Origin of the sequence: Maritimibacter fusiformis, assembly GCF_008086115.1 — a bacterium.
Taxonomy (GTDB): Bacteria; Pseudomonadota; Alphaproteobacteria; order Rhodobacterales; family Rhodobacteraceae; genus Muriiphilus; species Muriiphilus fusiformis.
Window position 1 is genome coordinate 38,061 of record NZ_VSIY01000014.1, and the last position, 21,246, is coordinate 59,306.

24 protein-coding genes are annotated in these 21,246 nt (G+C 68.5%); 9 read left to right on the top strand and 15 right to left on the bottom strand.

From position 1 onward, the window contains the following. The first annotated feature begins 29 nt into the window (after positions 1–29). The 3 genes from FVF75_RS14255 to FVF75_RS14265 are packed head-to-tail and all read left to right on the top strand — an operon-like array spanning position 30 to position 2,343. Positions 30–701, top strand: a complete 672-nt coding sequence (locus FVF75_RS14255; RefSeq protein WP_148379187.1) for a cell division ATP-binding protein FtsE — start codon at positions 30–32, stop codon at positions 699–701. Next, positions 698–1,600, top strand: coding sequence for a cell division protein FtsX (locus FVF75_RS14260; RefSeq protein WP_148379189.1), 903 nt, complete (start codon positions 698–700; stop codon positions 1,598–1,600). The genes FVF75_RS14255 and FVF75_RS14260 overlap by 4 nt, the downstream gene beginning before the upstream one ends. After that, entirely contained in the window at positions 1,600–2,343 is a 744-nt protein-coding gene (locus FVF75_RS14265) for a lysophospholipid acyltransferase family protein (RefSeq protein WP_148379191.1), read from the top strand. The genes FVF75_RS14260 and FVF75_RS14265 overlap by 1 nt, the downstream gene beginning before the upstream one ends. A gap of 108 nt (positions 2,344–2,451) precedes the next feature. Here FVF75_RS14265 and FVF75_RS14270 read toward each other — a convergent pair whose 3' ends face one another. The 4 genes from FVF75_RS14270 to FVF75_RS14285 form a co-directional block, all read right to left on the bottom strand. Further along, the gene (locus FVF75_RS14270; protein ID WP_148379193.1) at positions 2,452–2,745 is read right to left on the bottom strand and encodes a hypothetical protein; all 294 of its coding nucleotides are present in this window, start codon (positions 2,743–2,745) and stop codon (positions 2,452–2,454) included. After that, a complete protein-coding gene (locus FVF75_RS14275; RefSeq protein ID WP_148379195.1) occupies positions 2,746–3,708 on the bottom strand; it encodes an acetyl-CoA carboxylase carboxyltransferase subunit alpha in 963 nt (320 codons plus the stop codon). It lies immediately after the preceding gene. A gap of 158 nt (positions 3,709–3,866) precedes the next feature. Continuing rightward, the gene (locus tag FVF75_RS14280) at positions 3,867–4,895 is read right to left on the bottom strand and encodes a trans-3-hydroxy-L-proline dehydratase (RefSeq protein ID WP_148379197.1); all 1,029 of its coding nucleotides are present in this window, start codon (positions 4,893–4,895) and stop codon (positions 3,867–3,869) included. A 69-nt stretch (positions 4,896–4,964) separates the two neighbouring features. Next, positions 4,965–5,924, bottom strand: coding sequence for an L-malyl-CoA/beta-methylmalyl-CoA lyase (locus FVF75_RS14285; protein ID WP_148379199.1), 960 nt, complete (start codon positions 5,922–5,924; stop codon positions 4,965–4,967). A 275-nt stretch (positions 5,925–6,199) separates the two neighbouring features. Between FVF75_RS14285 and dgcN the strand changes: the two genes are divergently transcribed. Next, positions 6,200–7,201: an N-acetyltransferase DgcN gene (dgcN, locus tag FVF75_RS14290; RefSeq protein ID WP_148379201.1), complete on the top strand. Its 1,002-nt coding sequence runs from the start codon at positions 6,200–6,202 to the stop codon at positions 7,199–7,201. Positions 7,202–7,265: 64 nt separating this feature from the next. Then, positions 7,266–8,231: an N-acetyl-D-Glu racemase DgcA gene (gene dgcA / locus FVF75_RS14295; protein ID WP_148379203.1), complete on the top strand. Its 966-nt coding sequence runs from the start codon at positions 7,266–7,268 to the stop codon at positions 8,229–8,231. Here the strand turns inward: dgcA and FVF75_RS14300 are convergent. Then, a complete protein-coding gene (locus FVF75_RS14300; protein WP_166128333.1) occupies positions 8,228–8,677 on the bottom strand; it encodes a DMT family transporter in 450 nt (149 codons plus the stop codon). The two genes, dgcA and FVF75_RS14300, sit on opposite strands and share 4 nt — an antisense overlap. A gap of 92 nt (positions 8,678–8,769) precedes the next feature. On the opposite strand from FVF75_RS14300, the gene FVF75_RS14305 reads away from it, so the two are divergent. Further along, positions 8,770–9,633, top strand: a complete 864-nt coding sequence (locus FVF75_RS14305) for a D-amino-acid transaminase (RefSeq protein ID WP_148379205.1) — start codon at positions 8,770–8,772, stop codon at positions 9,631–9,633. An 88-nt stretch (positions 9,634–9,721) separates the two neighbouring features. Here the strand turns inward: FVF75_RS14305 and FVF75_RS14310 are convergent, their stop codons facing one another. Both FVF75_RS14310 and FVF75_RS14315 read right to left on the bottom strand, forming a co-directional pair. Further along, positions 9,722–10,039 carry a DUF1244 domain-containing protein gene (locus FVF75_RS14310; protein WP_148379207.1) on the bottom strand — a complete coding sequence of 106 codons (318 nt, stop codon included), beginning with the start codon at positions 10,037–10,039 and terminating at the stop codon, positions 9,722–9,724. A 255-nt stretch (positions 10,040–10,294) separates the two neighbouring features. Then, positions 10,295–11,035 carry an N-formylglutamate amidohydrolase gene (locus tag FVF75_RS14315; RefSeq protein ID WP_148379209.1) on the bottom strand — a complete coding sequence of 247 codons (741 nt, stop codon included), beginning with the start codon at positions 11,033–11,035 and terminating at the stop codon, positions 10,295–10,297. Between the two features lie 167 nt (positions 11,036–11,202). Between FVF75_RS14315 and pyk the strand changes: the two genes are divergently transcribed. Both pyk and FVF75_RS14325 read left to right on the top strand, forming a co-directional pair. After that, the gene (gene pyk, locus FVF75_RS14320; protein ID WP_148379211.1) at positions 11,203–12,651 is read left to right on the top strand and encodes a pyruvate kinase; all 1,449 of its coding nucleotides are present in this window, start codon (positions 11,203–11,205) and stop codon (positions 12,649–12,651) included. A 43-nt stretch (positions 12,652–12,694) separates the two neighbouring features. After that, positions 12,695–12,919, top strand: a complete 225-nt coding sequence (locus tag FVF75_RS14325) for a hypothetical protein (RefSeq protein ID WP_148379213.1) — start codon at positions 12,695–12,697, stop codon at positions 12,917–12,919. 23 nt (positions 12,920–12,942) lie between these two features. Here the strand turns inward: FVF75_RS14325 and FVF75_RS14330 are convergent, their stop codons facing one another. The 8 genes from FVF75_RS14330 to FVF75_RS14365 all read right to left on the bottom strand — a co-directional run bounded on the left by FVF75_RS14330 (position 12,943) and on the right by FVF75_RS14365 (position 19,947). After that, positions 12,943–13,290 (bottom strand): hypothetical protein, encoded by a 348-nt coding sequence (locus FVF75_RS14330; RefSeq protein WP_148379215.1) that lies wholly within the window; start codon positions 13,288–13,290, stop codon positions 12,943–12,945. A gap of 82 nt (positions 13,291–13,372) precedes the next feature. Beyond that, complete coding sequence (cobM, locus tag FVF75_RS14335; protein WP_148379217.1) at positions 13,373–14,164, bottom strand: precorrin-4 C(11)-methyltransferase; 792 nt, start codon at positions 14,162–14,164, stop codon at positions 13,373–13,375. Beyond that, positions 14,161–15,981, bottom strand: a complete 1,821-nt coding sequence (gene cobJ / locus FVF75_RS14340; protein WP_148379219.1) for a precorrin-3B C(17)-methyltransferase — start codon at positions 15,979–15,981, stop codon at positions 14,161–14,163. Before cobJ ends, cobM begins: the two co-directional genes overlap by 4 nt. Then, positions 15,972–16,673 carry a precorrin-2 C(20)-methyltransferase gene (gene cobI / locus FVF75_RS14345; RefSeq protein WP_148379358.1) on the bottom strand — a complete coding sequence of 234 codons (702 nt, stop codon included), beginning with the start codon at positions 16,671–16,673 and terminating at the stop codon, positions 15,972–15,974. Before cobI ends, cobJ begins: the two co-directional genes overlap by 10 nt. Further along, positions 16,670–17,869 carry a precorrin-6y C5,15-methyltransferase (decarboxylating) subunit CbiE gene (gene cbiE, locus FVF75_RS14350; RefSeq protein WP_148379221.1) on the bottom strand — a complete coding sequence of 400 codons (1,200 nt, stop codon included), beginning with the start codon at positions 17,867–17,869 and terminating at the stop codon, positions 16,670–16,672. Before cbiE ends, cobI begins: the two co-directional genes overlap by 4 nt. Beyond that, positions 17,866–18,519 carry a precorrin-8X methylmutase gene (locus FVF75_RS14355; protein ID WP_148379223.1) on the bottom strand — a complete coding sequence of 218 codons (654 nt, stop codon included), beginning with the start codon at positions 18,517–18,519 and terminating at the stop codon, positions 17,866–17,868. The genes cbiE and FVF75_RS14355 overlap by 4 nt, the downstream gene beginning before the upstream one ends. After that, a complete protein-coding gene (locus FVF75_RS14360; RefSeq protein WP_148379225.1) occupies positions 18,516–19,724 on the bottom strand; it encodes a sirohydrochlorin chelatase in 1,209 nt (402 codons plus the stop codon). Before FVF75_RS14360 ends, FVF75_RS14355 begins: the two co-directional genes overlap by 4 nt. A gap of 1 nt (position 19,725) precedes the next feature. After that, positions 19,726–19,947 carry a DUF6732 family protein gene (locus FVF75_RS14365; protein ID WP_148379227.1) on the bottom strand — a complete coding sequence of 74 codons (222 nt, stop codon included), beginning with the start codon at positions 19,945–19,947 and terminating at the stop codon, positions 19,726–19,728. 287 nt (positions 19,948–20,234) lie between these two features. On the opposite strand from FVF75_RS14365, the gene FVF75_RS14370 reads away from it, so the two are divergent. Then, positions 20,235–21,209, top strand: a complete 975-nt coding sequence (locus FVF75_RS14370) for a glutathione S-transferase family protein (protein WP_148379229.1) — start codon at positions 20,235–20,237, stop codon at positions 21,207–21,209. Positions 21,210–21,246: the final 37 nt, after the last annotated feature.

A 21,246-nucleotide genomic window follows, 5' to 3' on the forward strand; every position in this document is an offset into this window, starting at 1 on the left:
CGCAACGCCGGGGGCAGCGGGGTTCAGGCGTGATCGAGTTCGACGAAGTGTCTTACGGCTATGGCGGCGGGCCGCTTCTGGCCGATGTGTCGTTGCGCCTCGCGGCGGGGTCGTTTCACTTTCTGACCGGGCCTTCGGGGGCCGGGAAAACCACGTTGCTCAAGCTCTGCTATGGCGAACTGATCGCCAGCCAGGGCCGCGTCGGGCTGTTCGGAGAGGATGCGCGCAGCCTTGGCCGCGACGATATCGCCATGGTGCGCCGGCGCATCGGCGTGGTGCACCAGGATTGCCAGTTCCTCGACCACCTGACCGTTGCCGAGAACATCGGGTTGCCGCTGACGGTGTCGGGGCGGACCGCGACCGAGGAGGACCTGGGCGAGTTGATCCACTGGGTCGGGCTGGACGGTCAACGCCAGTCGCGCCCGCCGGAACTGTCGGGCGGTGAGCGTCAGCGCGCCGCGCTGGCCCGCGCCGTGGTGATGTCGCCCGACGTGATCCTGGCCGACGAGCCGACCGGCAATGTCGACTGGGACATGTCGCTGCGGCTGCTGAAACTGCTGGTCGAACTCAACCGCATGGGCAAGACCGTGATGATCGCCACCCATGACCTCAACCTGATCCGCACCGCGAAACAGCAGGTGCAGGCGCGGGTGCTCAGGATCGCCTCGCACCGGGTGCAGCTTGCCGGGGCCGACCTGTGAGCCGGGCGCTGGCGATCCTTCAGTTCCTCGCGGGCGACGCGCAGGCCGACCGGGTGGTGCCGCCGACCGGCTTCACCGCGCGCCTCACGGTGTTCGTCTCGGCCACGATGGCGTTTCTCACGGTGTTCGCGCTGGCCCTGTCGCTGGCCACCGGGCGGCTGGCCGAGAACTGGAGCGATGCCCTGGCCCAGAGCGCGACGATCCGCGTCTCTGCCCCCGACGGGCAGGTCGAGGACCAGGTGATCGCGGTGATGGACGTGCTGGCGACCACGCCGGGCGTGGCCGATGCCCGCGCGCTGACCGACGACGAACAGCGCGCCCTGCTGGAGCCGTGGTTCGGCCCCGACCTGCCGCTCGACACATTGCCGGTGCCGCGACTGATCGAGGTGATCGAGACACCCGAGGGCTTCGACGCCGCCGGTCTGCGCGCGCGGCTGGCGGGCGAGGCGCCGGGCGCGGTGCTGGACGATCACACCCGCTGGCGCGAACCCTTGGTGCGCGCCGCCGACCGGCTGCGCACGCTGGGGCTGGTGTCGATCCTGCTGATCGCCGCGACCACCGGCGCGATGATCACCCTGGCCGCCAATGCCGCCCTTGCCGCCAACGAACAGGTGATCCGGGTGCTGCGGCTGGTGGGCGCGCGCGACGCCTATATCGCGCGCGCCTTCGTGCGCCGCTATACCCTGCGCGCGCTGGCGGGCGCGCTGGTCGGCACGCTGTTCGGCGCGCTGGCGATCTGGCTGATGCCCGAGGCCGAGGCGACCGGCAACTTCCTGACCGGGCTGGGCTTTCGCGGTGTCGAATGGTTGTGGCCGTTCACCATCCCGCCGCTGGCCGCCCTGGTCGCGTTCATGGCCACCCGCCGGGCCGCCTTTGCCACGTTGAAGGAGCGCAGGTGATGAAATACGCCGTGCAATGGGTCCGCTCGCTGATCTTCATCGTGGTGATGTATCTGGGCATGGCGGTGCTGGCCGTGTGGTATTTCCCGCAGACGCTGATCCGGCGCGAACGTGCCTTCGTCGCGGTGCACACCTATACCGGCTTCGTGCGCTGGGCGGCGCGGGTGCTGGTCGGGCTGCGCTCGGAAATTCGCGGGCCGGTGCCCGAAGGCGAGGTGATCATCGCCTCGAAACACCAGAGCTTTTTCGACATCATCCTGATCGTCAACGCGGTGCCGCGCCCCAAGTTCATCATGAAGAAACAGATCCTGCGCACCCCGATCGTCGGCTATTTCGCCAAGGCGATCGGCTGCATCCCGGTGGATCGCGGCAAGCGCGGCACGGCAATCAAGCAGATGGTGGCGGATGTGAAGGCGGGCCGCGCCAGGCCCGGGCAGTTGATCATCTTTCCGCAGGGCACCCGGGTCGCGGCGGGGGCCAGGCGGCCCTACAAGGTCGGGACCGGGGTGCTTTACGACCAGACCGGGCAGGCGGTGGTGCCGGCGGCGACCAACGTGGGCGTGTTCTGGAAACGCCACGGCATCATGCGCTGGCCGGGCCTCGCGGTGGTCGAGTTCCTGCCCGAAATCGCGCCGGGAATGAAGGTCAACACGTTCATGCGCGAGCTGGAAGAGGTGGTGGAGCGGGAATCAGACCGGCTGATGGCCGAGGCGGGGTTCGAGGTGGGCGATGCGGACGATTGACAGCCTCGACGCGCCGTATGGCGTGCCAAGCGACAATTCGCTGCGCAGTGTCACGCCACGACTTTGCCCAGAACTGCGGAGCGGGCAAACAAGTCGATGTGGCAGCGATCAGGCCAGCCAGCCTATCAACGCGCCGCCGAGAGCGCCCATCCCAAGGATCGGCGCATAGGCGCGGGTTACGATGGCGTCCGAGGCGCTGATCATCAGACCGACTGCCGCTCCAACCAGCCAGTCCGGGCCGCCAAGCGACAGGTTGGGGATCAGAAAACCGATGGCAAACCGGCTGGCGAAGCTCGCCGCCAGCGCGCGCGGCCTGTCTTCGAAGGTCATTGGCAACATCGTCACCACCGAAACCAGCCCGAAGGCCAGGCCCGCGATCAGACCTGTCAATAGCGGTGACATCTAGGCCGCCAGCCCCTTCGCCCCCATCCCGAGGAATTTCTTGCGCCGCTCGTCGCGCAGCGTTTCGGGCTTCTTCTTGGCCAGCGCGGCAAGTTCGACCTCCAGCGCCTTGCCGACGGCGGCGATGGTCTCGGCGCGGGCGCGGTGGGCGCCGCCGACCGGCTCGGCGATGATGCGGTCGATCACGCCCAGCGCCTTGAGGTCCTGCGCCGTCAGCCGCATCGCCTCGGCGGCTTCGCGCATCTTGTCGGCATCCTTCCACAGGATCGAGGCGCAGCCCTCGGGGCTGATCACCGAATAGACCGAGTGTTCCAGCATCATCACCGTGTTGCCGGTGGCAAAGGCCACAGCACCGCCCGATCCGCCCTCGCCGATGATCACCGAGATCAGCGGCACGCGCAGCGCCAGGCATTTCTCGGTCGAGCGCGCGATGGCCTCGGCCTGCCCGCGCTCCTCGGCGCCCTTGCCGGGATAGGCGCCGGTGGTGTCGACCAGCGTGATCACCGGCAGCCCGAAGCGGTCGGCGATGTCCATCAGCCTGACCGCCTTGCGATAGCCCTCGGGCCGGGCCATGCCGAAGTTGCGGTCGATCCGGCTTTTCGTGTCGTTGCCCTTTTCCTGACCGAACACCATCACCGGCACGTCGCCCAGACGCGCCAACCCGCCGATCACCGCGTGGTCGTCGGCAAAGTTCCGGTCGCCCGCCAGCGGCGTGTATTCGGTGAACAGCGCCTTGATGTAATCCTCGCAATGCGGCCGGTCGGGATGGCGCGCGACCTGGCATTTGCGCCAGGCCGACAGGTCGGCGTAAAGGTCGCGCAGCATCGTCTCGGCCTTGCGGTCAAGGGCGGCGGCCTCTTTCTCGATGTCCATTTCCTTGTTGGCCCGTGCCATCGCGCGCAGCTCTTCGGCCTTGCCTTCGATTTCCGCCAGCGGCTTTTCGAACTCGAGATAATTGGTCATCGCAGCGCCCTTGTTGGTCCCCGCCGATATAAGGGGGCAGGGGCGGCAAATGCAACTCGGCAAGACCTGCAAAGGCCGTTTGTGGCATCAGGGCGGGGCAAGTTCGCCCGCCGGACCGCACCCACGCCGGATCTGTCGCCGGACAAACGCACCGACGCCTAGCGCGCGCCCCAGGTGTCGGACAGGCGGTAGCCGCCGGGCCAGGGGTCGTCGGGGTCGAGCATGTGCTGGTGCATGCCGGTGATCCAGCCGCGCCCCGATATTTCGGGACGGATGGCCGGGGTGTCGCCGACCTTCGTGGTGCCAAGGATGCGCCCGTCAAAGCGCGAGCCGATCAGTGAGGTGGCCGCCAGCCGGTCGCCCACGCCCATCAGGCCGCGCGCGTGCAGCACCGCCATGCGCGCCGACAGGGCGGTGCCAGTTGGCGAGCGGTCGATCTTGCCGGGCCGGATCGCCACCGCCGCGCGGGTGGACAGGGTCACGCCCTCACCTTCCAGCGCACCCGCGAACAGGCAAAACGAGATGTGCCGCCAGTCGGGGTTCTCGGGGTGCTCGAATCCCAGCGCCGCATTGGCCGCGTCGGTGATCCGCATGCCCATCCGGGCCATGTCATGCGCCTCGTCCGCCGTCATCGCCAGCCCCAGCGCGGGGGCGTCGACGATCACGAAACTGTCGCCGCCATAGGCGGTGTCGACGGTCAGCGTGCCCAGCCCCTCGACCTCCAGCGGCGTGTCGAGGCGGGTGGCGAAGCTGGGCAGGTTCTCGACAAAGATGCGCTCGGCCTTGCCGCCCTTGCAGGTGGCGCGGACCTTGACCAGCCCGCCGGGGGCCTCCAGCGTCAGGGTGGTTTCCGGCTCGGTCATCGGGATGATCCCGGCGTCGAGCAGCACGGTGGCGACGCAGATCGAGTTCGAGCCGGACATCGGCGGGGTGTCCTCCGGCTCCATGATGATGAAGGCGGCGTCGGCGGTGGGATCTTTCGGCGGCACCAGCAGGTTGACGTGGCGAAACACGCCGCCGCGCGGCTCGTTAAGCACGAAGTCGCGCAGGGTGCCGTCGCGGGCGATCCAGCGGCTTTGCTCCCACAGGGTCGCGCCGGGGGGCGGGGTCACGCCGCCGACGATCACGTCGCCGACCTCGCCCTCTGCGTGGGCGGAAATCACGTGGATCGTCTTGGTCGTGCGCATGGGAATGTCCTCGCCTTTTGCCGCCCGGTTCTGGCCCGGCAAGGACGCAAGGTCAACGTCCCGGCGCGGTCAGCCGGCGGCGATCATCTCGGCCTGGCGCACGATCACCTCGGCCTGCTTGATCGAGGCGATGTCGACCAGGCGGCCCTTGTAGACGGTCGCGCCCGCGCCGGATGCCTTGGCCTCTTCCATCGCGGCGAGGATCTCGCGCGCCTCGGCTACGGCGCCTTCGGACGGGGTAAAGACCTGGTTGGCCAGCGCGATCTGGCGCGGGTGGATCGCCCATTTTCCGACCATGCCCAGCGTCGCCGAGCGCCGCGCCTGCGCGATGAAGCCGTCGTCGTCGGAAAAGTCTCCGAACGGCCCGTCGACCGGCAGCACGCCGTGCGTGCGGCAGGCCGCGACGATGGCGGTCTGCGCCCAGTGCCAGGGGTCGGACCAGTGCTTGTCGCCCTGGTGCAGCATGTAATAGTTTTCCTGTGTTCCACCGATGCCGGTGGTCTGCATTCCCATCGAGGCGGCGAAATCGGCGGCGCCCAGGCTCATGGCCTGAAGCCGGGGCGACGAGGCCGCGATGGCCTCGACATGGGCGATGCCGGCGGCGCTTTCGATGATCACCTCGAAGCTGATCGGCTTGGTCCGCCCCTTGGCGCGCTCGATGGCGGTGACCAGCGCGTCGACCGCATAGACATCCTCGGCGCAGCCCACCTTGGGGATCATGATCTGATCCAGCCGCTCGCCCGCCTGCTCCAGAAGGTCGACCACGTCGCGATACCAATAGGGCGTATCCAACCCGTTGATGCGCACGCTCAGGTATTTGCGGCCCCAGTCGATGGTGTTGATCGCCTCGATCACGTTGGCGCGGGCGGTGTCCTTGTCGTCGGGCGCGACCGAATCCTCAAGGTCGAGGTTGATCACGTCCGCCTCGGAGGCCGCCATCTTGGCGAACAGCTTGGGGTTCGAGCCGGGGCCGAACAACTGGCAACGGTTGGGGCGGGCCGGGGCGGCGGGCTGAATGCGGAATGACATCGGAACCTCCGGGTAATGATGTGTCGTCGGATCTGGCCTGAGAGGTAGATTATTGCGCCACTGACCACAACCGCCGATTTGCGCGCGCAGAATCGTGGCGCTGCAGCGCGGCGTCGCGGCCCGGAACGGCGAAAATGATCGGGAAACGGGGGAGAATATTCTAACAATCTTGAAATGACGCAAGAAACTTGGTGTTTTTCCCCGAATCCTGCCGGGACTTGCGACCGCATTGCGGGGCGACAGCGACATATTGGCGCGAACCAAGGAGACCTTTGATGATCGAGACCCCGTATCTGTTGTTCCTGGGCGACGCGCCCGACCAGCTTGCCGCCAAGGTGGCGCAGGGCATTTGCGACTGGCGCCCCGACAACGCGGTCGGCCAGTTCCGCATGGACGGCTGCAAGGCCGACCTGGGCCTGACCGACATGACCCTTGCCGAAGCCAAGGCGGCGGGCGCGCGCACGCTGGTGATCGGGGTGGCCAACCGTGGCGGCGTGATCAGCCAGGCCTGGAAAAAGGTGCTGGTGGCGGCGCTGGAAGAGGGATTCGACCTCGCCTCGGGCCTGCATTCGCTGCTGCGCGACGAACCCGACCTGGTGGCGGTGGCCGCCGCGACCGGGCAAAGCCTGCATGACGTGCGGGTGCCGGAAGTGAAATATCCGATCGCGGATGGTCGCAAGCGGCGCGGCAAGCGATGCCTTGCGGTGGGCACCGATTGCTCGGTCGGCAAGATGTATACCGCGCTGGCGATCGGTCGCGAGATGCAGGCGCGCGGCATGAAGGCCAGCTTTCGCCCGACCGGGCAGACCGGGATTCTGATCACCGGCGACGGCGTGCCGCTGGACGCGGTGGTGGCCGATTTCATGGCCGGGTCGATCGAGTGGCTGACGCCCGACAACGACCCCGACCACTGGGATCTGATCGAAGGGCAGGGCAGCCTGTTTCACGTGTCCTATTCCGGGGTGACGCTGGCCTTGATCCACGGCGGCCAGCCGGACGCGCTGATCCTGAGCCACGAGCCGACGCGCACCCATATGCGCGGGCTGCCGGGCTATGCGCTGCCGTCGCTGGAGGACTTGCGCGACATGTCGCTGGCGCTGGCGCGGGTGGCGAACCCGGACTGCCAGGTGGTTGCGGTATCGGTCAACACCAAGGCGATGAGCGAGGACGAGGCCATCGCCTATATCGCCGAGACCGAGGCGCGGATGGGCCTGCCGGTGACCGACCCGTTCCGCTTCGGCGCGGGCAAGCTGGTGGATGCGCTGGCGGCCATATAGGCTGGCGCTGCGCCGGTGGCGGGGCCGGATTTGAGTATTTTTTTGCCAAGATGAAGAGGGTGCGATGAAGCTGGCTGCAACCGTCGAGCGTTTCCCGCTGGCCGAGGTGTTCACCATCTCGCGCGGGTCCAAGACCGAGGCCGCCGTGGTGACGGTCGAGGCCCGGGCGGGCGGGCATGTGGGGCGCGGCGAATGCGTGCCCTATGCGCGCTATGGCGAAACGCTGGAGAGCGTGGTGGCCCATATCGAGGGGCTGCCGGACGGGCTGGACCGGGCGGCGTTGCAGGGGCTGTTGCCGGCGGGCGCGGCGCGAAACGCGGTCGACTGCGCGCTGTGGGATCTCGAGGCGAAGCAGGCGGGCAAGCGGGTGTGGGAACTGGCCGGGCTGGGTGCACCGGGGCCCGAGATCACCGCCTATACGCTGAGCCTGGGCACGCCCGACGACATGCGCCAAGCGGCGGCGCGTCACGCGCACCGGCCTTTGCTGAAGATCAAGCTGGGCACGCCGGACGACATGGCGCGGCTCGAGGCGGTGCGGGCGGGCGCGCCCAGGGCGCGGATCATCGTCGATGCCAACGAAGGCTGGTCGGCGGCGGTCTATGCCGATCTGGCCCCGCACCTGGTGCGGTTGGGGGTCGACCTGGTGGAACAGCCGCTGCCGGCGGGGGATGATGAGGCGCTGGCCGGGATGGCGCGCCCGGTGCCGGTCTGTGCCGACGAAAGCTGCCATGACCGCGCCAGCCTGCCGGGGCTTCGGGGCAAGTATGACGTGGTGAACATCAAGCTCGACAAGACCGGCGGGCTGACCGAGGCCCTGGCGCTTCGTGACGCGGCGCGCGCGGCGGGGTTCGGGGTGATGGTCGGCTGCATGGTCGGCTCGTCACTGGCGATGGCGCCCGCCGTGCTGGTGGCGCAGGGGGCGCTGGTGACGGACCTCGACGGGCCGCTTTTGCTGGCGCGCGACCGCGATGTGCCGCTGACCTATGACGAGGCCGGGGTGCATCCGCCGGAGCCGGGGCTGTGGGGTTAGGCGCGGCCCGCGATCTGGGTCAGGAACACCCCCGCGCCCATCACAGCGATGCCAAGCGTGCGGGTCGGGGTCAGCGGGCTGGGCAGCGCGCCGAACAGGCCGAAATGGTCGATCACCGCAGCCGACAGAAGCTGGCCCAGCAGCACGAAGAAGATCGCGTTGCCGACGCCGAAACTGGGTGCGATCCAGGTCACCGACAGCACGTAGAAGGCCACGAACAGCCCGGCGATGAACAGGTGCCGCGGCGCCGAGGCCGCGCCGCGAAAGCTGCTGCCGGTCAGGGTGAACACCGCCAGCGCGGCGATCAGCGCCACCACGAACAGGATCACCCCGGCGGCGGCGGGCGAACCCAGGTGGCGGCCAAGCGCCGCGTTCAGCGCCGCCAGAAGCGGGATGCCCACCCCCGCCGCCGTCATGATCAGGGCCGATTGCATCGCTGTGGTCATGGGTTTCCCTTTCCCGAATTTCACGCTACCCGAACACTACCGATTTCGTGCGCCCGCGCCATGGGCGTCGCATCCAGCCCGAGGAGATCCGCATGAGCCGCATCGTCTATGTCAACGGAACCTACCTGCCGGAAGCCGAGGCGACGGTGTCGGTGTTCGACCGGGGCTTTCTGATGGCCGACGGGGTCTACGAGGTGACCTCGGTTCTGGATGGCAAGCTGATCGACTTCGACGGCCACGCCGCACGGCTGACGCGCTCGCTGGCGGAGCTGGACATGACCCCGCCGATGGCGCGTGACGAGCTGCTGGCGGTGCACCGCGAACTGGTGGCGCGCAACGCCATCACCGACGGGATGATCTATCTCCAGATCACCCGCGGCAACCCCGGCGACCGCAGCTTCACCTTTCCCGACCCCGAGACGACGCCGTGCACGGTGGTCATGTTCACCCAGTCCAAGCCCGGCCTTGCCGACGATCCGGCGGCGAAGGCGGGCATCAGGGTGATCTCGATCCCCGATCAGCGCTGGGGCCGGCGCGACATCAAGACGGTGCAACTTTTGTATCCGTCGATGGGCAAGATGGCGGCGCTGGCGGCGGGGGTGGACGATGCCTGGTTCGTCGAGGACGGCAAGGTCACCGAGGGCACGTCGAACAACGCCTATATCGTGAAGAACCGCAAGATCATCACCCGCGAGTTGTCGTCCGACATCCTGCACGGCATCACCCGCGCGGCGGTGCTGCGCTTTGCCGCCGAGGCGCAGATGGAGGTCGAGGAACGCAGCTTTACCATCGACGAGGCGAAGGGTGCGGACGAGGCGTTCATCACCTCGGCCAGCGCCTTCGTGACACCAGTGGTCGAGGTCGACGGGGCGGCGGTGGGCGATGGCAAGCCCGGCCAGGTGGCGACGCGGCTGCGCGAGATCTATCTCGAGGAAAGCCGCAAGGCGGCGATCTGAGGCGCCTGCACCTTCATCTTGGAAAAATACTCCGGGGAGCGCGAGGGGCTGGCCCCTCGCTCCCGGCCCGGGGGCGGCGCAGTCGCACCTAGCCCTTGTCCTTGCCCACGTTTTCCTTGAACGCGACCTCGAAGGCCGCCTGTTTCTCGGGGCTGGCCTCGGTCTGGTTCTCGGCGCGCCAGGTGTCGTAGGGCATGCCGTAGAAGGCTTCGCGGCCTTCCGCCTTGGTCATTTCGATGCCGCGTTCGTTCGCTGCCTCCTGATACCAGCGGCTGAGGCAGTTGCGGCAGAAGCCGGCCAGGTTCATCAGGTCGATGTTCTGCACGTCCGGGCGGTCGTCCATCAGGTGCTGGCGCAACCGGCGGAAGGCGGCGGCTTCGATCTCAATGCGGGTCTGGTCGTCCATGGCGCGTCTCCTGTCACGGGGTTCGCGCATTGGAGGTGCCCCGGGCGGCGAGGTCAACCGTCCGGGGCGGTTGGCGTCACTTCTTCTTGGGCCCGGCGCCCTTCGGGGCGGCGGCCTTGCCCGTCGGCGCGGGCTTGGCGCCCGGCTTCGCGGCACCCTTGGCAGGGTTCGGCTTCTTGTCCATCGCAAAAAACTCCAAGTGCGAAGGAGATCAGAATAGCACGAAACGCCGATTCGCCACAGCAATCCGCGCGCTCAAAGGGCGGTTGAAACAAGCACCTCTTCAAGGATCGGGGCCAGGCGTTCGGCCCAGTCGCGTTGCTGCCGGTCGGTGCGGATCAGGTCGTTTCGCACCTCGATCAGCACGTTCACCCGGCCCGGCTTGATCGCGTGGCGGTCGACCGAATCGCCCTCCAGATGGCCGCCGTAGGGCTCGTTCTCGCCGACGCAGAGGTCGGGCTCGTCGCGCAGGCGCCGGATCAGCGGCAGCGCGAAACGGGTGTCGCGCCCGTAGAGCACGCCGATATGCCAGGGCCGGGGGTCGCGGCCGCGCAACTGCCGGGTGAAGGTGTGCACCGCGACATAGACGGTATCGTCCTGCCGGGCGGCGAGCCGCGCCACCGCGTCGTGGTAGGGGCGGTAGTAGGCATTGAGCCGGCGCGCGGTCTCGGCGGCGTCGACGTGGCGGTTCGCGGGCACGATGGTGCCGTCATAGAGCTTCATCACCAGCGTCGGATCATCCTCGCCGCGGTTGGGGTCGATCACCAGGCGCGAGAAGTTCGACATCACCACCGGCGCGTCGAGCAACTCGCCCAGGCCGATGGCGATGCCGGCCGCGCCGGGATCCCAGGCGATGTGGCGGTCCATGTCCTCGGGCGGCAGGCCGAGGTCGCCGCCGTTCACATCGGGCGGAACGGTGTTGGTGGCATGGTCCGCGGTGATCAGCCAGCGCGACCGGCGGGCTACGCCGATGATGTGGAAAGGGTGGTATGTCATGGCCGTCTTGCGTTGCTGCTTGGGCCGGTTCTAGACCTGCCGGCGGCAAAGCGCCAGTTGCGAGCGGCGGGGAATTGCGGCATAGAGCGGGGACCGCCGTTATCGCAAACACAAGCAGGCGCAAACCCAAGCGCGACCCAAATCGCCCGGCAAAGGACATGCCCCGGATGCATCGCCATCGTAACGTCAAGATCGTCGCCACGCTCGGACCGGCTTCGGATAGCTACGAGATGATCCGCGACCTGTTCGACACCGGCGCGGACGTGTTTCGCATCAACATGTCGCACGGCACCCACGCCGAACACCGCGCCCGCCACGAGGCGATCCGCCGGGTCGAGCGCGAACGCGGCCGCCCGATCGCCATCCTGGCCGATTTGCAGGGGCCCAAGCTGCGGCTGGGCACCTTCGCCTCGGGCGCGGTCGAGATCGAGGAGGGCGACCATTTCCGGCTCGACCTCGACCCGGAACCGGGCACCGGCGACCGGGTGCAGCTTCCGCACCCCGAGATCTTCGCCGCGTTGGAGCCGGGCGCGTCGCTTCTGGTCAATGACGGCAAGATCCGCCTCACGGTGCTGGACTGCGGCGCCGATTTCGCCAATTGCGAGGTCATGGTGGGCGGCACGATCTCGGACCGCAAGGGGGTCAACGTGCCCGACGTGGTGCTGCCGCTGGCGGCGCTGTCGGACAAGGACCGTGACGACCTGGAATTTGCCTGCGAGTTGGGGATCGACTGGCTGGCGCTGAGTTTCGTGCAGCGGCCCGAGGACGTGGACGAGGCCCGCCGGCTGGCCAATGGCCGCGCCGCGGTGCTGGCCAAGATCGAGAAACCGACCGCGGTGCGCTGTTTCGACGACATCCTGGCGGTGTCGGACGGGATCATGGTGGCGCGCGGCGATCTGGGGGTGGAACTGCCGGTGCAGAACGTGCCGCCGATCCAGAAACGCCTGATCCAGGCCTGCCGCACCGCCGCCAAGCCGGTGATCGTGGCGACGCAGATGATGGAAAGCATGATCGACAGCCCGGTGCCGACCCGGGCCGAGGTCTCGGACGTGGCCAACGCGATCTACGAGGGGGCGGATGCGATCATGCTGTCGGCGGAAAGCGCGGCCGGAAGCTATCCGCTGGAAGCGGTGGCGACGATGGACGCGGTCGCGATCGAGGTCGAGCATGACCCGATGTATCGCCAGATCATCGAAAACAGCCGGGTGATCGAGCGGCGCACGGTGGCCGACGGCATCGTCTCGGCGGCGCGCGAGATCGCCGAGGCGACCGACATCAAGGCGATCTGCTGCTTCACCCAGTCGGGCACCACCGCCGCCCTGACCGCGCGCGAACGCCCGCGCGTGCCGATCCTGGCGCTGACCCAGCTCGAAGGCACGGCGCGGCGCCTGTGCCTGACCTGGGGGATCACCTGTTTCATGCCCGAGGGCCATGTCGACCGCTTCAAGGATGCGGTGGTCAACGCGGCGCGGGCGGCGCGCGATTCCGGTATCGGCACCGAGAACGATCAGATCGTGGTCACCGCGGGCGTGCCCTTCAACGTGCCGGGCACGACCAACATCCTTCGGGTCGCCCCCTGTGCGGAACGGTTGATTTTCGCCACCGACCCCGAATAGTCTGACATGCCCGCGCCTCGCGGGCGCGGCAGCGGGGGCATGCATGCAATTCGACCTTTACCTGGTCATCGGGCTGGTCATCCTGGTCTTTTCGATCCCGTCCATCGTCTCGTCCTATTCCGAGGGCCGCGCGCCCCGCATCGCGGCGCTCTTGCTGCTGGTCGGCGGCGGCATGGTGGTCTATGCGCTGACGCAGAAGGGCGGGGGCTATACGCTGGACGACATCCCGCGCGCCTTCGTGCGGGTGGTGGGGCATTACCTGAACTGAGGCCGAACCTGACCTGAAGTGCGTCAGCCGCGCGGCAACAGCGCGATCGGCGCACGCTCGTCCACGGCGAAATCGAGCGGCGGGCGGTCGGTGGCGGCGGTGGCGCGTTTGAATTCGTAGCGCATCAGGTCGCCATCTTCCTCGGACGCGACGATCAGGCATTGCGACAGGTGGCGCGCGCCGTCGAAGATGTCGACCAGCCCGCGCAGCCGGGGCGCGTTCTCGAGATCGAGGGAAAAGCCGCCCTCGCGGTAATCGAGCACCGGAAACGACACGTCGCCCACCGTCACCCGGAGCCTCGCCTTTTTGCGGCGGTCGCGCTTGCGGGCCAGTTCCAGCCCCTCGCGCACCTCTTTCGGCAGGAAATCCATGTGCCACCCTCCCCCTTGGGATAAACCATGCCACGGATTGGGTTTACGTCAAGTCAAGGCTTCGAGACCGGGGTGCCCAGGCTCAGATGTTGTGGTCTTCCACCAGGTCGACACCAGCCACGGGGCGCAGCACATGCGGCTTCATCGGGTCATAGAGCGCCGAGTCGCGAAAATCGCGCGCCTCGCCCAGTGCCGGGCCGACGAGAATCAGCGCGGTGCGGGTGATTTTCTCGGCCCGCACCTTGGCGCGGATGTCAGCGAGCGTGCCCCGGATCAGCAGTTGATCGGGCCAGCCGACGCGGTAGGCGACCACCACCGGGCAGTCGGCGCCGTAATGCGGGGTCAGTTGCCGCTCGATCTCGCGCAGGTTGCGCACGGCGAGGTGAATGGCCAGCGTCGCACCGGTGCGCCCGAAGTTTTCCAGCGTCTCGCCCGGCGGCATCGCGGTCGACTGCATCGACATGCGCGTCAGCACCACCGATTGCGCGATCTCGGGGATGGTCAATTCCTGCCCCAGCGCGGCGGCGGCGGCGGCATAGGCGGGCACGCCGGGGACGATGTCGTAGGGGATGCCGTCGGCCTTGAGGCGGCGGATCTGCTCGGCGATGGCGCCGTAAAGGCTGGGGTCGCCGGAATGCACGCGAGCCACGTCCTCGCCGCGGGCGTGCGCGGCCCTGATCTCGGCATGGGTCTGCTCAAGCGTCATCGCGGCGGTGTCCATCACCCTGGCGCCTTCGGGGGCGCAGGCGACGACCTCGGGCGGGACCAGCGAACCGGCATAAAGGCAGACCGGGCAGTCGCTGATGAGGCGCTGCGCCTTCAGGGTCAGAAGCTCGGGGTCGCCGGGGCCGGCGCCGATGAAATGGACGGTCATGCGAGGTCTCCGTCGATCTTGCGGGCATAGCCGCGCGGGGTGTAGAAGCGCGGCCCGTCGCCAAGCTGGGCCAGCCGCGAATTGGACGAGCCGACCAGAACGACCGTGAGCATGTCGACCTCGTCCACCTCAAGCTCCGACAGCATACGGTAGCGTAGGGTTTCCTCGGGGCGACCGAGGCTTGAGGCCAGCAACACCGGGGTTCCCGGCGGGCGATGGGCCAGAAGGATGTCGCGCGCCTCGGCCAGCAGGGTGCGGCGGCGACGCGACACGGGGTTGTAGAAGGCGATCACGAAATCCCCCTCGGCGGCGGCGTGCAGGCGGCGGATGATATCGTCGCGCGGGGTCAGAAGGTCGGACAGCGAGATGGCGCAGAAGTCGTGCCCCAGCGGCGCACCGGCGCGGGCGGCGGCGGCTTGCAGGGCCGAGACGCCGGGGGCCGAGACCACCTCGACCCGGCGCGCGGCATCTGACACACCATGCGCATCAGGCGCGCGGTCGAGCAGTTCGTAGACCAGCGCACCCATCGCGTAAATGCCTGCGTCGCCTGACGAAATCAGCGCGACCCGGATGCCCTTGCCAGCCTGTTCAAGGGCGTAGCGGCAGCGATCTTCCTCGCCGCCCAGCGGGAAATCGGTGCGGGTCTTGCCCGCGGCGAGGGGGCCAAGCAGGTCGATGTAGAGGCCGTAGCCCACCAGTTCATCGGCCTCGGCAATCATCCGGCTGGCCTCCGGCGTGCGCCAGGCGGATTGGCCGGGGCCGATGCCGACGATCGAAAGCCGCCCGCGCGAGCGGCCCCGTGCCTCGGTGATCGGGCCGGGGGCTTTTGCCAATGCGGCGGTGGCCATGGCGGTCTTGATCTTGGGAATCCATACGGTGGAGTCCGGTCCTGCAGCGGCAAGGGCCGCGTTCTCGGCCACGCCGTGGGTTCCGACCTCGGCAAACACCACCTCGGAGGCGGTGGTGGCGCGCGGCGTCTCGGCCTCGAGCTCGGCGGCGGTAAAGAGGCGCAGCGGCACGCCCAGATGGCGGGCGAGCGCGTGCATCGCGGGTTCATCCGCCTTGAGGTCGAGCGTGGCGATGGCAGCCAGCGCGCCGGGGGCGAGGTTGGCTTGCGAAAGCAGGTCGTCGGCCAGCCCGATCAGTTCATCCGGCGGGCAGTTGCGTGCGCAGCCGACGCCGAGAACCGCGCGTTTCGGGTGAAAGACAAGGGTGGTGCCGGTGGGTGCGGCGGGGGCGGTGGTGCAGATGATCTCGACGGGATCGGCGCTGGCTTCGGGCAGGTCCATGAGCCATGTGGCCCGGTCGGCCTCGTCGCCGGTCACGCGCGCACCGGCGCCGGAGAGCAGCGCCGCCATCGCGGATTTGGCCGCGCCGGGGTTGGCCAGCACCCAGCCTGCGGGCGGCTCATCGAGCGCCACGCCCAGCGCCACGTCGCCCGCCGTGGTCACGGCGGCGGTGGCCCCGAGCGCCTGGGCGATGTCGGCGGCCAGCCGGTTGGCGCCGTGATGACCGCCGAGAAGCGGCACCACGACGCTGCCGTCATCGGAGACCGCGACCACCGGCGGCTCGGTGGTCTTGTCGGACAGGAGCGGCGCGACGGCGCGGATCAGGATTCCGGCGGCGCAGATCCCGATCACCGGGATACCGGCGGCGAAGAGGTCGCGGGTGTGGGCAAGGGCATCGGGAAAGAAGGCGTCGGCGCGGTCAACCCGGCCTTCGCGCCCGTGCAGGGGCGCGCCGAGGTGGGCGGCGACGCGCTGCGCCACCGGCGCGCCCGCGCGGTTGAGGCAGAGCACGACAGGGGTTACAGCCACGGGTCGGCTCCTTTGGTGACGAGGATGAGCGAGAAATAGGGGGCGGGGTCGGGGGCCTCGGCCAGCGGCAGGATGCGTTCGGCGGCAAGCGTGGCACGCTCGACATAGCGGGCGCGGTCGGCAAGGCCGAGATCGTCCAGAAGCGCGCGCACCCGCCCGATGTGGCGGCCGAGTTTCAGGATCGTAAAGCTGTCGGCGGCTTCCATACGCTTGCGTAGGGTGGCATCGTCAAGGGGCGCCGGGATCACCGCCGTGACCTCGTTGCGGGCGGCCAGCGGCAGGCCGGCGCGGGCGGAGGCGGCGGAGATGGAGGTGACACCGGGGATGACTTCGACATCGTAGCGGGGCGACAGGCGGGCGTGGATATACATGAACGAGCCGTAGAACAGCGGGTCACCCTCGCAGAGCATCACCACGTCGTGGCCCGCGTCCAGCGCCTCGGCAATGCGGGCGGCGCCGGTGTCATAGGCGGCCTGCGCGGGGGCGCGGGCCTGGGTCATGGGCACTTCGATGACCAGTTCGGCCACGCCTTCGGGGATCAGCCCGGCGGCGATGGCGCGGGCCAGGCTGTCGGTTCCGGGAAGTGCTGGGTAGGCAACGACCTTGGCCGCTGCGATCAGGCGGGCGGCCTTCAGCGTGATCAGGTCGGGGTCGCCGGGGCCGAGACCGACGCCGTAGAGCGTGCCGGTCATCGCTTCACCATGCTCCACTGGGTCACCGGCATCATCGGGCGCCAGCCGCTATGCGGGCCGAGTGGTGCTGCGCGGGACACGGCGATCTTGGTCAGCTCGCCGCCGTGGCGGTTGTGCAGGTCGATCAGCAGGGCCTCGCTGTCGAGGGTGACGGCGTTGGCGACCAGTCGTCCGAGCGGTTTCAGGGCGGACCATGCGGCTTCGTATGTTGCCTCGGACAGCCCGCCGCCGATGAACACGGCGTCGGGGGCGTCCAGCCCGTCGAGCGCCTCGGGCACCTTGCCGTCGATCAGCTCAAGCCGCGGCACGCCCAGCGCCAGCGCGTTTTCGGCGGCCATGGCGCGGCGGTCGGCGCGCGGTTCGATGCCGATCGCGCGGGTGTAGCGCGCGGCGCGCATCCACTCGACGGCGACCGAGCCGCAGCCGGTGCCGATGTCCCACAGAAGTGCTCCACGCATCGGCATCAGCTTGGCCACAGTCAGCGCGCGGACCTCGCGCTTGGTCATGGTGCCATCGTGCTGGAACAGCTCGTCCGCCAGCCCCGGCACGCGCGGCAGAAGGGCCGCGTCCGGGGCTGCGATGCATTCGACGGCGAGGGTGTTGAAGGGCGGCACCTCGTGGTGCCAGTTCCGCGCGGTGGCGTCGAACCGGGCCTCGTCGGTGCCGCCCATGTTGGCCATGACGGTCATCCGGCTGTCGCCAAAGCCGCGGTCGGTCAGGAACCGCGCGATCTGAGCCGGGGTTTCGGCCCCGGTGGTCAGGATCAGGAGGCGCGCGTCGGGCTGGATGAAGGCGATCATCTGCTCGACCGGGCGGCCATGCACGGTCAGGGTTTCGAGATCCGCCATCGACCAGCCCATGCGCGCGGCGGCAAGCTGGAAGGCGGAGAGTTGCGGGTGATAGGTGATCTTGCCCGCCGGAATGGCGCGCCCGATGCGCGCGCCGACCGAGAACCAGAGCGGATCGCCGGTGGCCAGCACCACCACCCGCTGACCGCGCAGGCCGGTCAGCGTGTCGAGCAGGGCATCGAACGGCGAGGGCCAGGCGATGCGGCGGGCCTCAAGCCCATCCGTCAGCGTATGGTGACGCTCGCCGCCGAGGATCACCTCGGCGGCTTCCACCACCGCGCGCGCTGCGGGGGTGAGGCCGTCGAGACCGTCTTCGCCGATGCCGACGATGTGCAGCCAGGGGGTCATGGGGCAATCTCCACAAGTCCTGCGGCCAGCGCGTTGACCGCCGCCGAGGCCATCGCCGAGCCGCCGCGCCGCCCGCGCAGGGCAACGAAATCGCAGCCGCGCGGGTTGTTTGCAAGCTCGGCCTTGGATTCGGCCGCCCCCACGAAGCCGACCGGGAAGCCGAGGATGACGGCGGGCCTCGGTCCGCCCGCGTCGATCAGTTCGAGGAGGTGAAACAGGGCGGTGGGGGCATTGCCGATGGCGACCGCGGCGCCGTCCAGGTGGTCGGCCCAAAGCTCGACCGCGGCGGCGGAGCGGGTGTTGCCGATGGCGCGGGCACGGTCCGGCACGGTGGGGTGGTTCAGGGTGACGATCACGTCGTTTTCTGCGGGAAGGTGGCGGCGGATGATCCCGGCGGCGACCATTTCGCAATCGCAGAGGATGGGCGCGCCCCGGGCCAGCGCCGCTTGCCCGGCCTCATAGGCTCCGGGCGAGAACGCCAGCCGGTCGGCCACCTCGACCATGCCGCAGGCGTGGATCAGGCGGGTGGCCAGCGCGCGCATCCCGTCGGGGAAACGGTCAAGCCGGGCCTCGCGCGCGACGGTGGCGAAACTGGCGGCATAGATCGCGCGCGGGTCGCGCTCGTAGTGCAGAGGCGGGCGGCCCGTCATCTGCGGCGCGCCGATTCCGGGCCATGCGGGTGGCTGGCGTGAGGGTATTCGGCGTGGTGGTGATGGTGGTGATGGCCGTCGCCGTGGTCGTGGTCGTGGTCGTGACCGTGGTGATGGTGGTGGTGATGCGCCATTTCGAGCCTGCATTCGCCGGTGCAGAAGGTGTCGCACAGCGCGCAATCGGCCACGTTGGAGCCGGGGGCGCTGGCGCCCTGGCCTTCGACGTGGTGGTGGTGGCTTTCCTGCACCGCGCCGACCTCGGCCTCGAAGCCCAGCACCTCGGTGCGGTATTTGCACATCACGCAGGTCGGCGGCGGCACCTCGGCAAAGGCCGGGTGGCGGGCGCGCTCGGCGGCGCTGATGTGGCGATGCTCGCCGCCGTTCAGCGACAGGATCTGCTCACGATAGGCGCAGGTGCCGCAGTTCGGCGGCGGGACCGCGCCAAGCTGTTCGGTGACGCGCTCGGCGAAGGTTTCCAGCACCTTGGGATGATCGTTGAGATAGCCCGCCTTGATGAACTGAATCTCGGGGTGGGCGGCGGCGACCTTGTCGGTGAAGCCATAGATGCGGTCGATCAGGATGCCGGTGAACAGGAAATAGGGGAACACCACGATGCGCTTGTAGCCAAGGCGCGCGGCGTGGGTCAGGCAGGGTTCGACCAGCGGGAAGGTGACGCCGGAATAGCCGACCTCGAGCCAGCCGAAGCCCATGCCCTCCTGCAACAGGCGCGCGACCTTGGCGACGTTGCCGTTGGCGTCGGGGTCCGATGCACCGCGCCCGATCACGACAAGGCAGGTTTCCTCCAGCGGGACCGGGCCGTGGGCGGCATCGGCCCGCGCCACGGCTTCGCGCACCCGGTCGCCGGCGGCGGCGATCATCTTGGGGTCCAGCCCAAGCTCACGGCCATAGCTGACCTCGATGCCGTGCTCGGCGCTATAGGCGTTCAGCACGGTGGGAATGTCGTTCTTGGTGTGCATCGCGGCAAACAGCATGCCCGGCACCGCCACGATCCTGTCGACGCCCGAAGTGCGCAGGTTGTCGAGGCCTGCGCGGATCACCGGGTTGGCGAACTCGAGATAGCCGTAGTCGGTCAGCCAGTGGTCGGGCAGGAAGGCAGGCAGTTTCTCGGCCAGCACCTTGAATTCGTCCACCGCCGCCTGGCTGCGCGAGCCGTGGCCGCAGATCATCACACCGATTTTTTCCATGTCAGGCGTCCTGAAGTTCGTCTTCGGGGGTGGCCTCGTCGCGGTCTTCGGCCTCGTCCTTGGGGCGGCCCTTGAGCGCGCCCCAGATCGCGACGCCGATGGCCAGCCCGATGGCGACGCCCGCGGCGATGTGGTCGTGGCCCGCGACATCCGCCAGGTGGCCGGGGTGGGCCCCGGCGGCGGCGGGGGCCAGGATCAGGGGAAGGGTTGCAAGCGGTTTCATGGCACATCCTTTTCACGGGCCGAAACGGCCAAAGAGGCTGTGCATATCGACGATGCCGCACCTTGATCCCCGGTCTGGGTCGATCGCCGCGCGGCACACCTCTCCGGCCCCTCGGGGCATCGTCGGGGGTGGTATAGGCCGGGGGGCCGCGAGGCTCAATGACCGAAACGACGAAACCGCGCCGAAGCGCGACGCCGGTGTTGTGCGCACCCGCACAGAACTTGCGCGCAAGGCGGGGTTTCGTGTGTTGGGGGATCGGCCTAGGTAAGGATCAAAGGAGACTGATCATGGGCCAACTCGTCAACGGTCACTGGAAGACCGACAATTTCGACACCACCGCGACCGGCGGCAAGTTCGTGCGCGCCACCACCGCGTTTCGCAACTGGATCACACCGGATGGATCGCCCGGGCCTTCGGGCGAAGGCGGCTTTGCCGCCGAGAGCGGGCGCTATCACCTCTATGTGTCCTATGCCTGTCCCTGGGCGCATCGCACGCTGATCTTTCGGGCGCTGAAGGGGCTGGAGGATTATATCAGCGTATCGGTGGTGCATCCCGACATGCTGGACGACGGCTGGACCTTCGCCACCGATTTCCCCGGCGCGACCGGCGACGGGCTGCACGGTGCTGAGTTCTTGCGCGATGTCTACCTGCGTGCCGACCCCGGGATATCAGGGCGGGTGACGGTGCCGGTCCTGTGGGACAAGAAACGCGACACAATCGTGTCCAACGAGTCCTCCGAGATCATCCGCATGTTCAACTCGGCCTTCGACGGGATCACCGGCGACGGCCAGGATTTCTGGCCCGAGGCGATGCGTGGCGAGATCGAGGCGGTGAACGAGCGGATTTATCACACCGTCAACAACGGTGTTTACAAGGCGGGCTTTGCCGGCGCGCAGGCGGCCTATGACGAGGCGGTCCATGCGCTGTTCGATACGCTCGACTGGGTCGAGGAGCGGTTGTCGCGGCAACGCTACCTGATGGGCGAGACGCTGACGGAAGCCGACTGGCGGCTGTTCGTGACGCTGGCGCGGTTCGACGAGGTCTATCACGGGCATTTCAAGTGCAACCGCCGGAGGCTGATCGACTATCCCAACCTCTGGGCCTATGCGCGCGAGCTTTACCAGTGGCCGGGCGTGGCGGCGACGGTGCGGGCGGATCACTATATCCGCCATTACCACTACAGCCACGACACGGTTAACCCGTTCCGCATCATCCCGATCGGGCCGGTGCTCGACTGGGAGGAACCGCACGGGCGGGGCTGAATGCCCTTCCCAAGCGGCGGGCGCGGCCCCATATTGA

What these genes read in the sequence shown, in the direction of transcription:
- FVF75_RS14270 (WP_148379193.1), bottom strand. Translation starts at nt 2,745, where the DNA reads ATGTCACCGCTATTGACAGGTCTGATCGCGGGCCTGGCCTTCGGGCTG.
- FVF75_RS14265 (WP_148379191.1), top strand. Translation starts at nt 1,600, where the DNA reads ATGAAATACGCCGTGCAATGGGTCCGCTCGCTGATCTTCATCGTGGTG.
- FVF75_RS14275 (WP_148379195.1), bottom strand. Translation starts at nt 3,708, where the DNA reads ATGACCAATTATCTCGAGTTCGAAAAGCCGCTGGCGGAAATCGAAGGC.
- FVF75_RS14280 (WP_148379197.1), bottom strand. Translation starts at nt 4,895, where the DNA reads ATGCGCACGACCAAGACGATCCACGTGATTTCCGCCCACGCAGAGGGC.
- cbiE (WP_148379221.1), bottom strand. Translation starts at nt 17,869, where the DNA reads ATGACCCCCTGGCTGCACATCGTCGGCATCGGCGAAGACGGTCTCGAC.
- FVF75_RS14370 (WP_148379229.1), top strand. Translation starts at nt 20,235, where the DNA reads ATGGGCCAACTCGTCAACGGTCACTGGAAGACCGACAATTTCGACACC.
- dgcN (WP_148379201.1), top strand. Translation starts at nt 6,200, where the DNA reads ATGATCGAGACCCCGTATCTGTTGTTCCTGGGCGACGCGCCCGACCAG.
- dgcA (WP_148379203.1), top strand. Translation starts at nt 7,266, where the DNA reads ATGAAGCTGGCTGCAACCGTCGAGCGTTTCCCGCTGGCCGAGGTGTTC.
- FVF75_RS14310 (WP_148379207.1), bottom strand. Translation starts at nt 10,039, where the DNA reads ATGGACGACCAGACCCGCATTGAGATCGAAGCCGCCGCCTTCCGCCGG.
- FVF75_RS14360 (WP_148379225.1), bottom strand. Translation starts at nt 19,724, where the DNA reads ATGGAAAAAATCGGTGTGATGATCTGCGGCCACGGCTCGCGCAGCCAG.
- FVF75_RS14300 (WP_166128333.1), bottom strand. Translation starts at nt 8,677, where the DNA reads ATGACCACAGCGATGCAATCGGCCCTGATCATGACGGCGGCGGGGGTG.
- FVF75_RS14325 (WP_148379213.1), top strand. Translation starts at nt 12,695, where the DNA reads ATGCAATTCGACCTTTACCTGGTCATCGGGCTGGTCATCCTGGTCTTT.
- FVF75_RS14285 (WP_148379199.1), bottom strand. Translation starts at nt 5,924, where the DNA reads ATGTCATTCCGCATTCAGCCCGCCGCCCCGGCCCGCCCCAACCGTTGC.
- FVF75_RS14305 (WP_148379205.1), top strand. Translation starts at nt 8,770, where the DNA reads ATGAGCCGCATCGTCTATGTCAACGGAACCTACCTGCCGGAAGCCGAG.
- FVF75_RS14330 (WP_148379215.1), bottom strand. Translation starts at nt 13,290, where the DNA reads ATGGATTTCCTGCCGAAAGAGGTGCGCGAGGGGCTGGAACTGGCCCGC.
- FVF75_RS14315 (WP_148379209.1), bottom strand. Translation starts at nt 11,035, where the DNA reads ATGACATACCACCCTTTCCACATCATCGGCGTAGCCCGCCGGTCGCGC.
- FVF75_RS14355 (WP_148379223.1), bottom strand. Translation starts at nt 18,519, where the DNA reads ATGACGGGCCGCCCGCCTCTGCACTACGAGCGCGACCCGCGCGCGATC.
- cobI (WP_148379358.1), bottom strand. Translation starts at nt 16,673, where the DNA reads ATGACCGGCACGCTCTACGGCGTCGGTCTCGGCCCCGGCGACCCCGAC.
- FVF75_RS14365 (WP_148379227.1), bottom strand. Translation starts at nt 19,947, where the DNA reads ATGAAACCGCTTGCAACCCTTCCCCTGATCCTGGCCCCCGCCGCCGCC.
- pyk (WP_148379211.1), top strand. Translation starts at nt 11,203, where the DNA reads ATGCATCGCCATCGTAACGTCAAGATCGTCGCCACGCTCGGACCGGCT.
- cobM (WP_148379217.1), bottom strand. Translation starts at nt 14,164, where the DNA reads ATGACCGTCCATTTCATCGGCGCCGGCCCCGGCGACCCCGAGCTTCTG.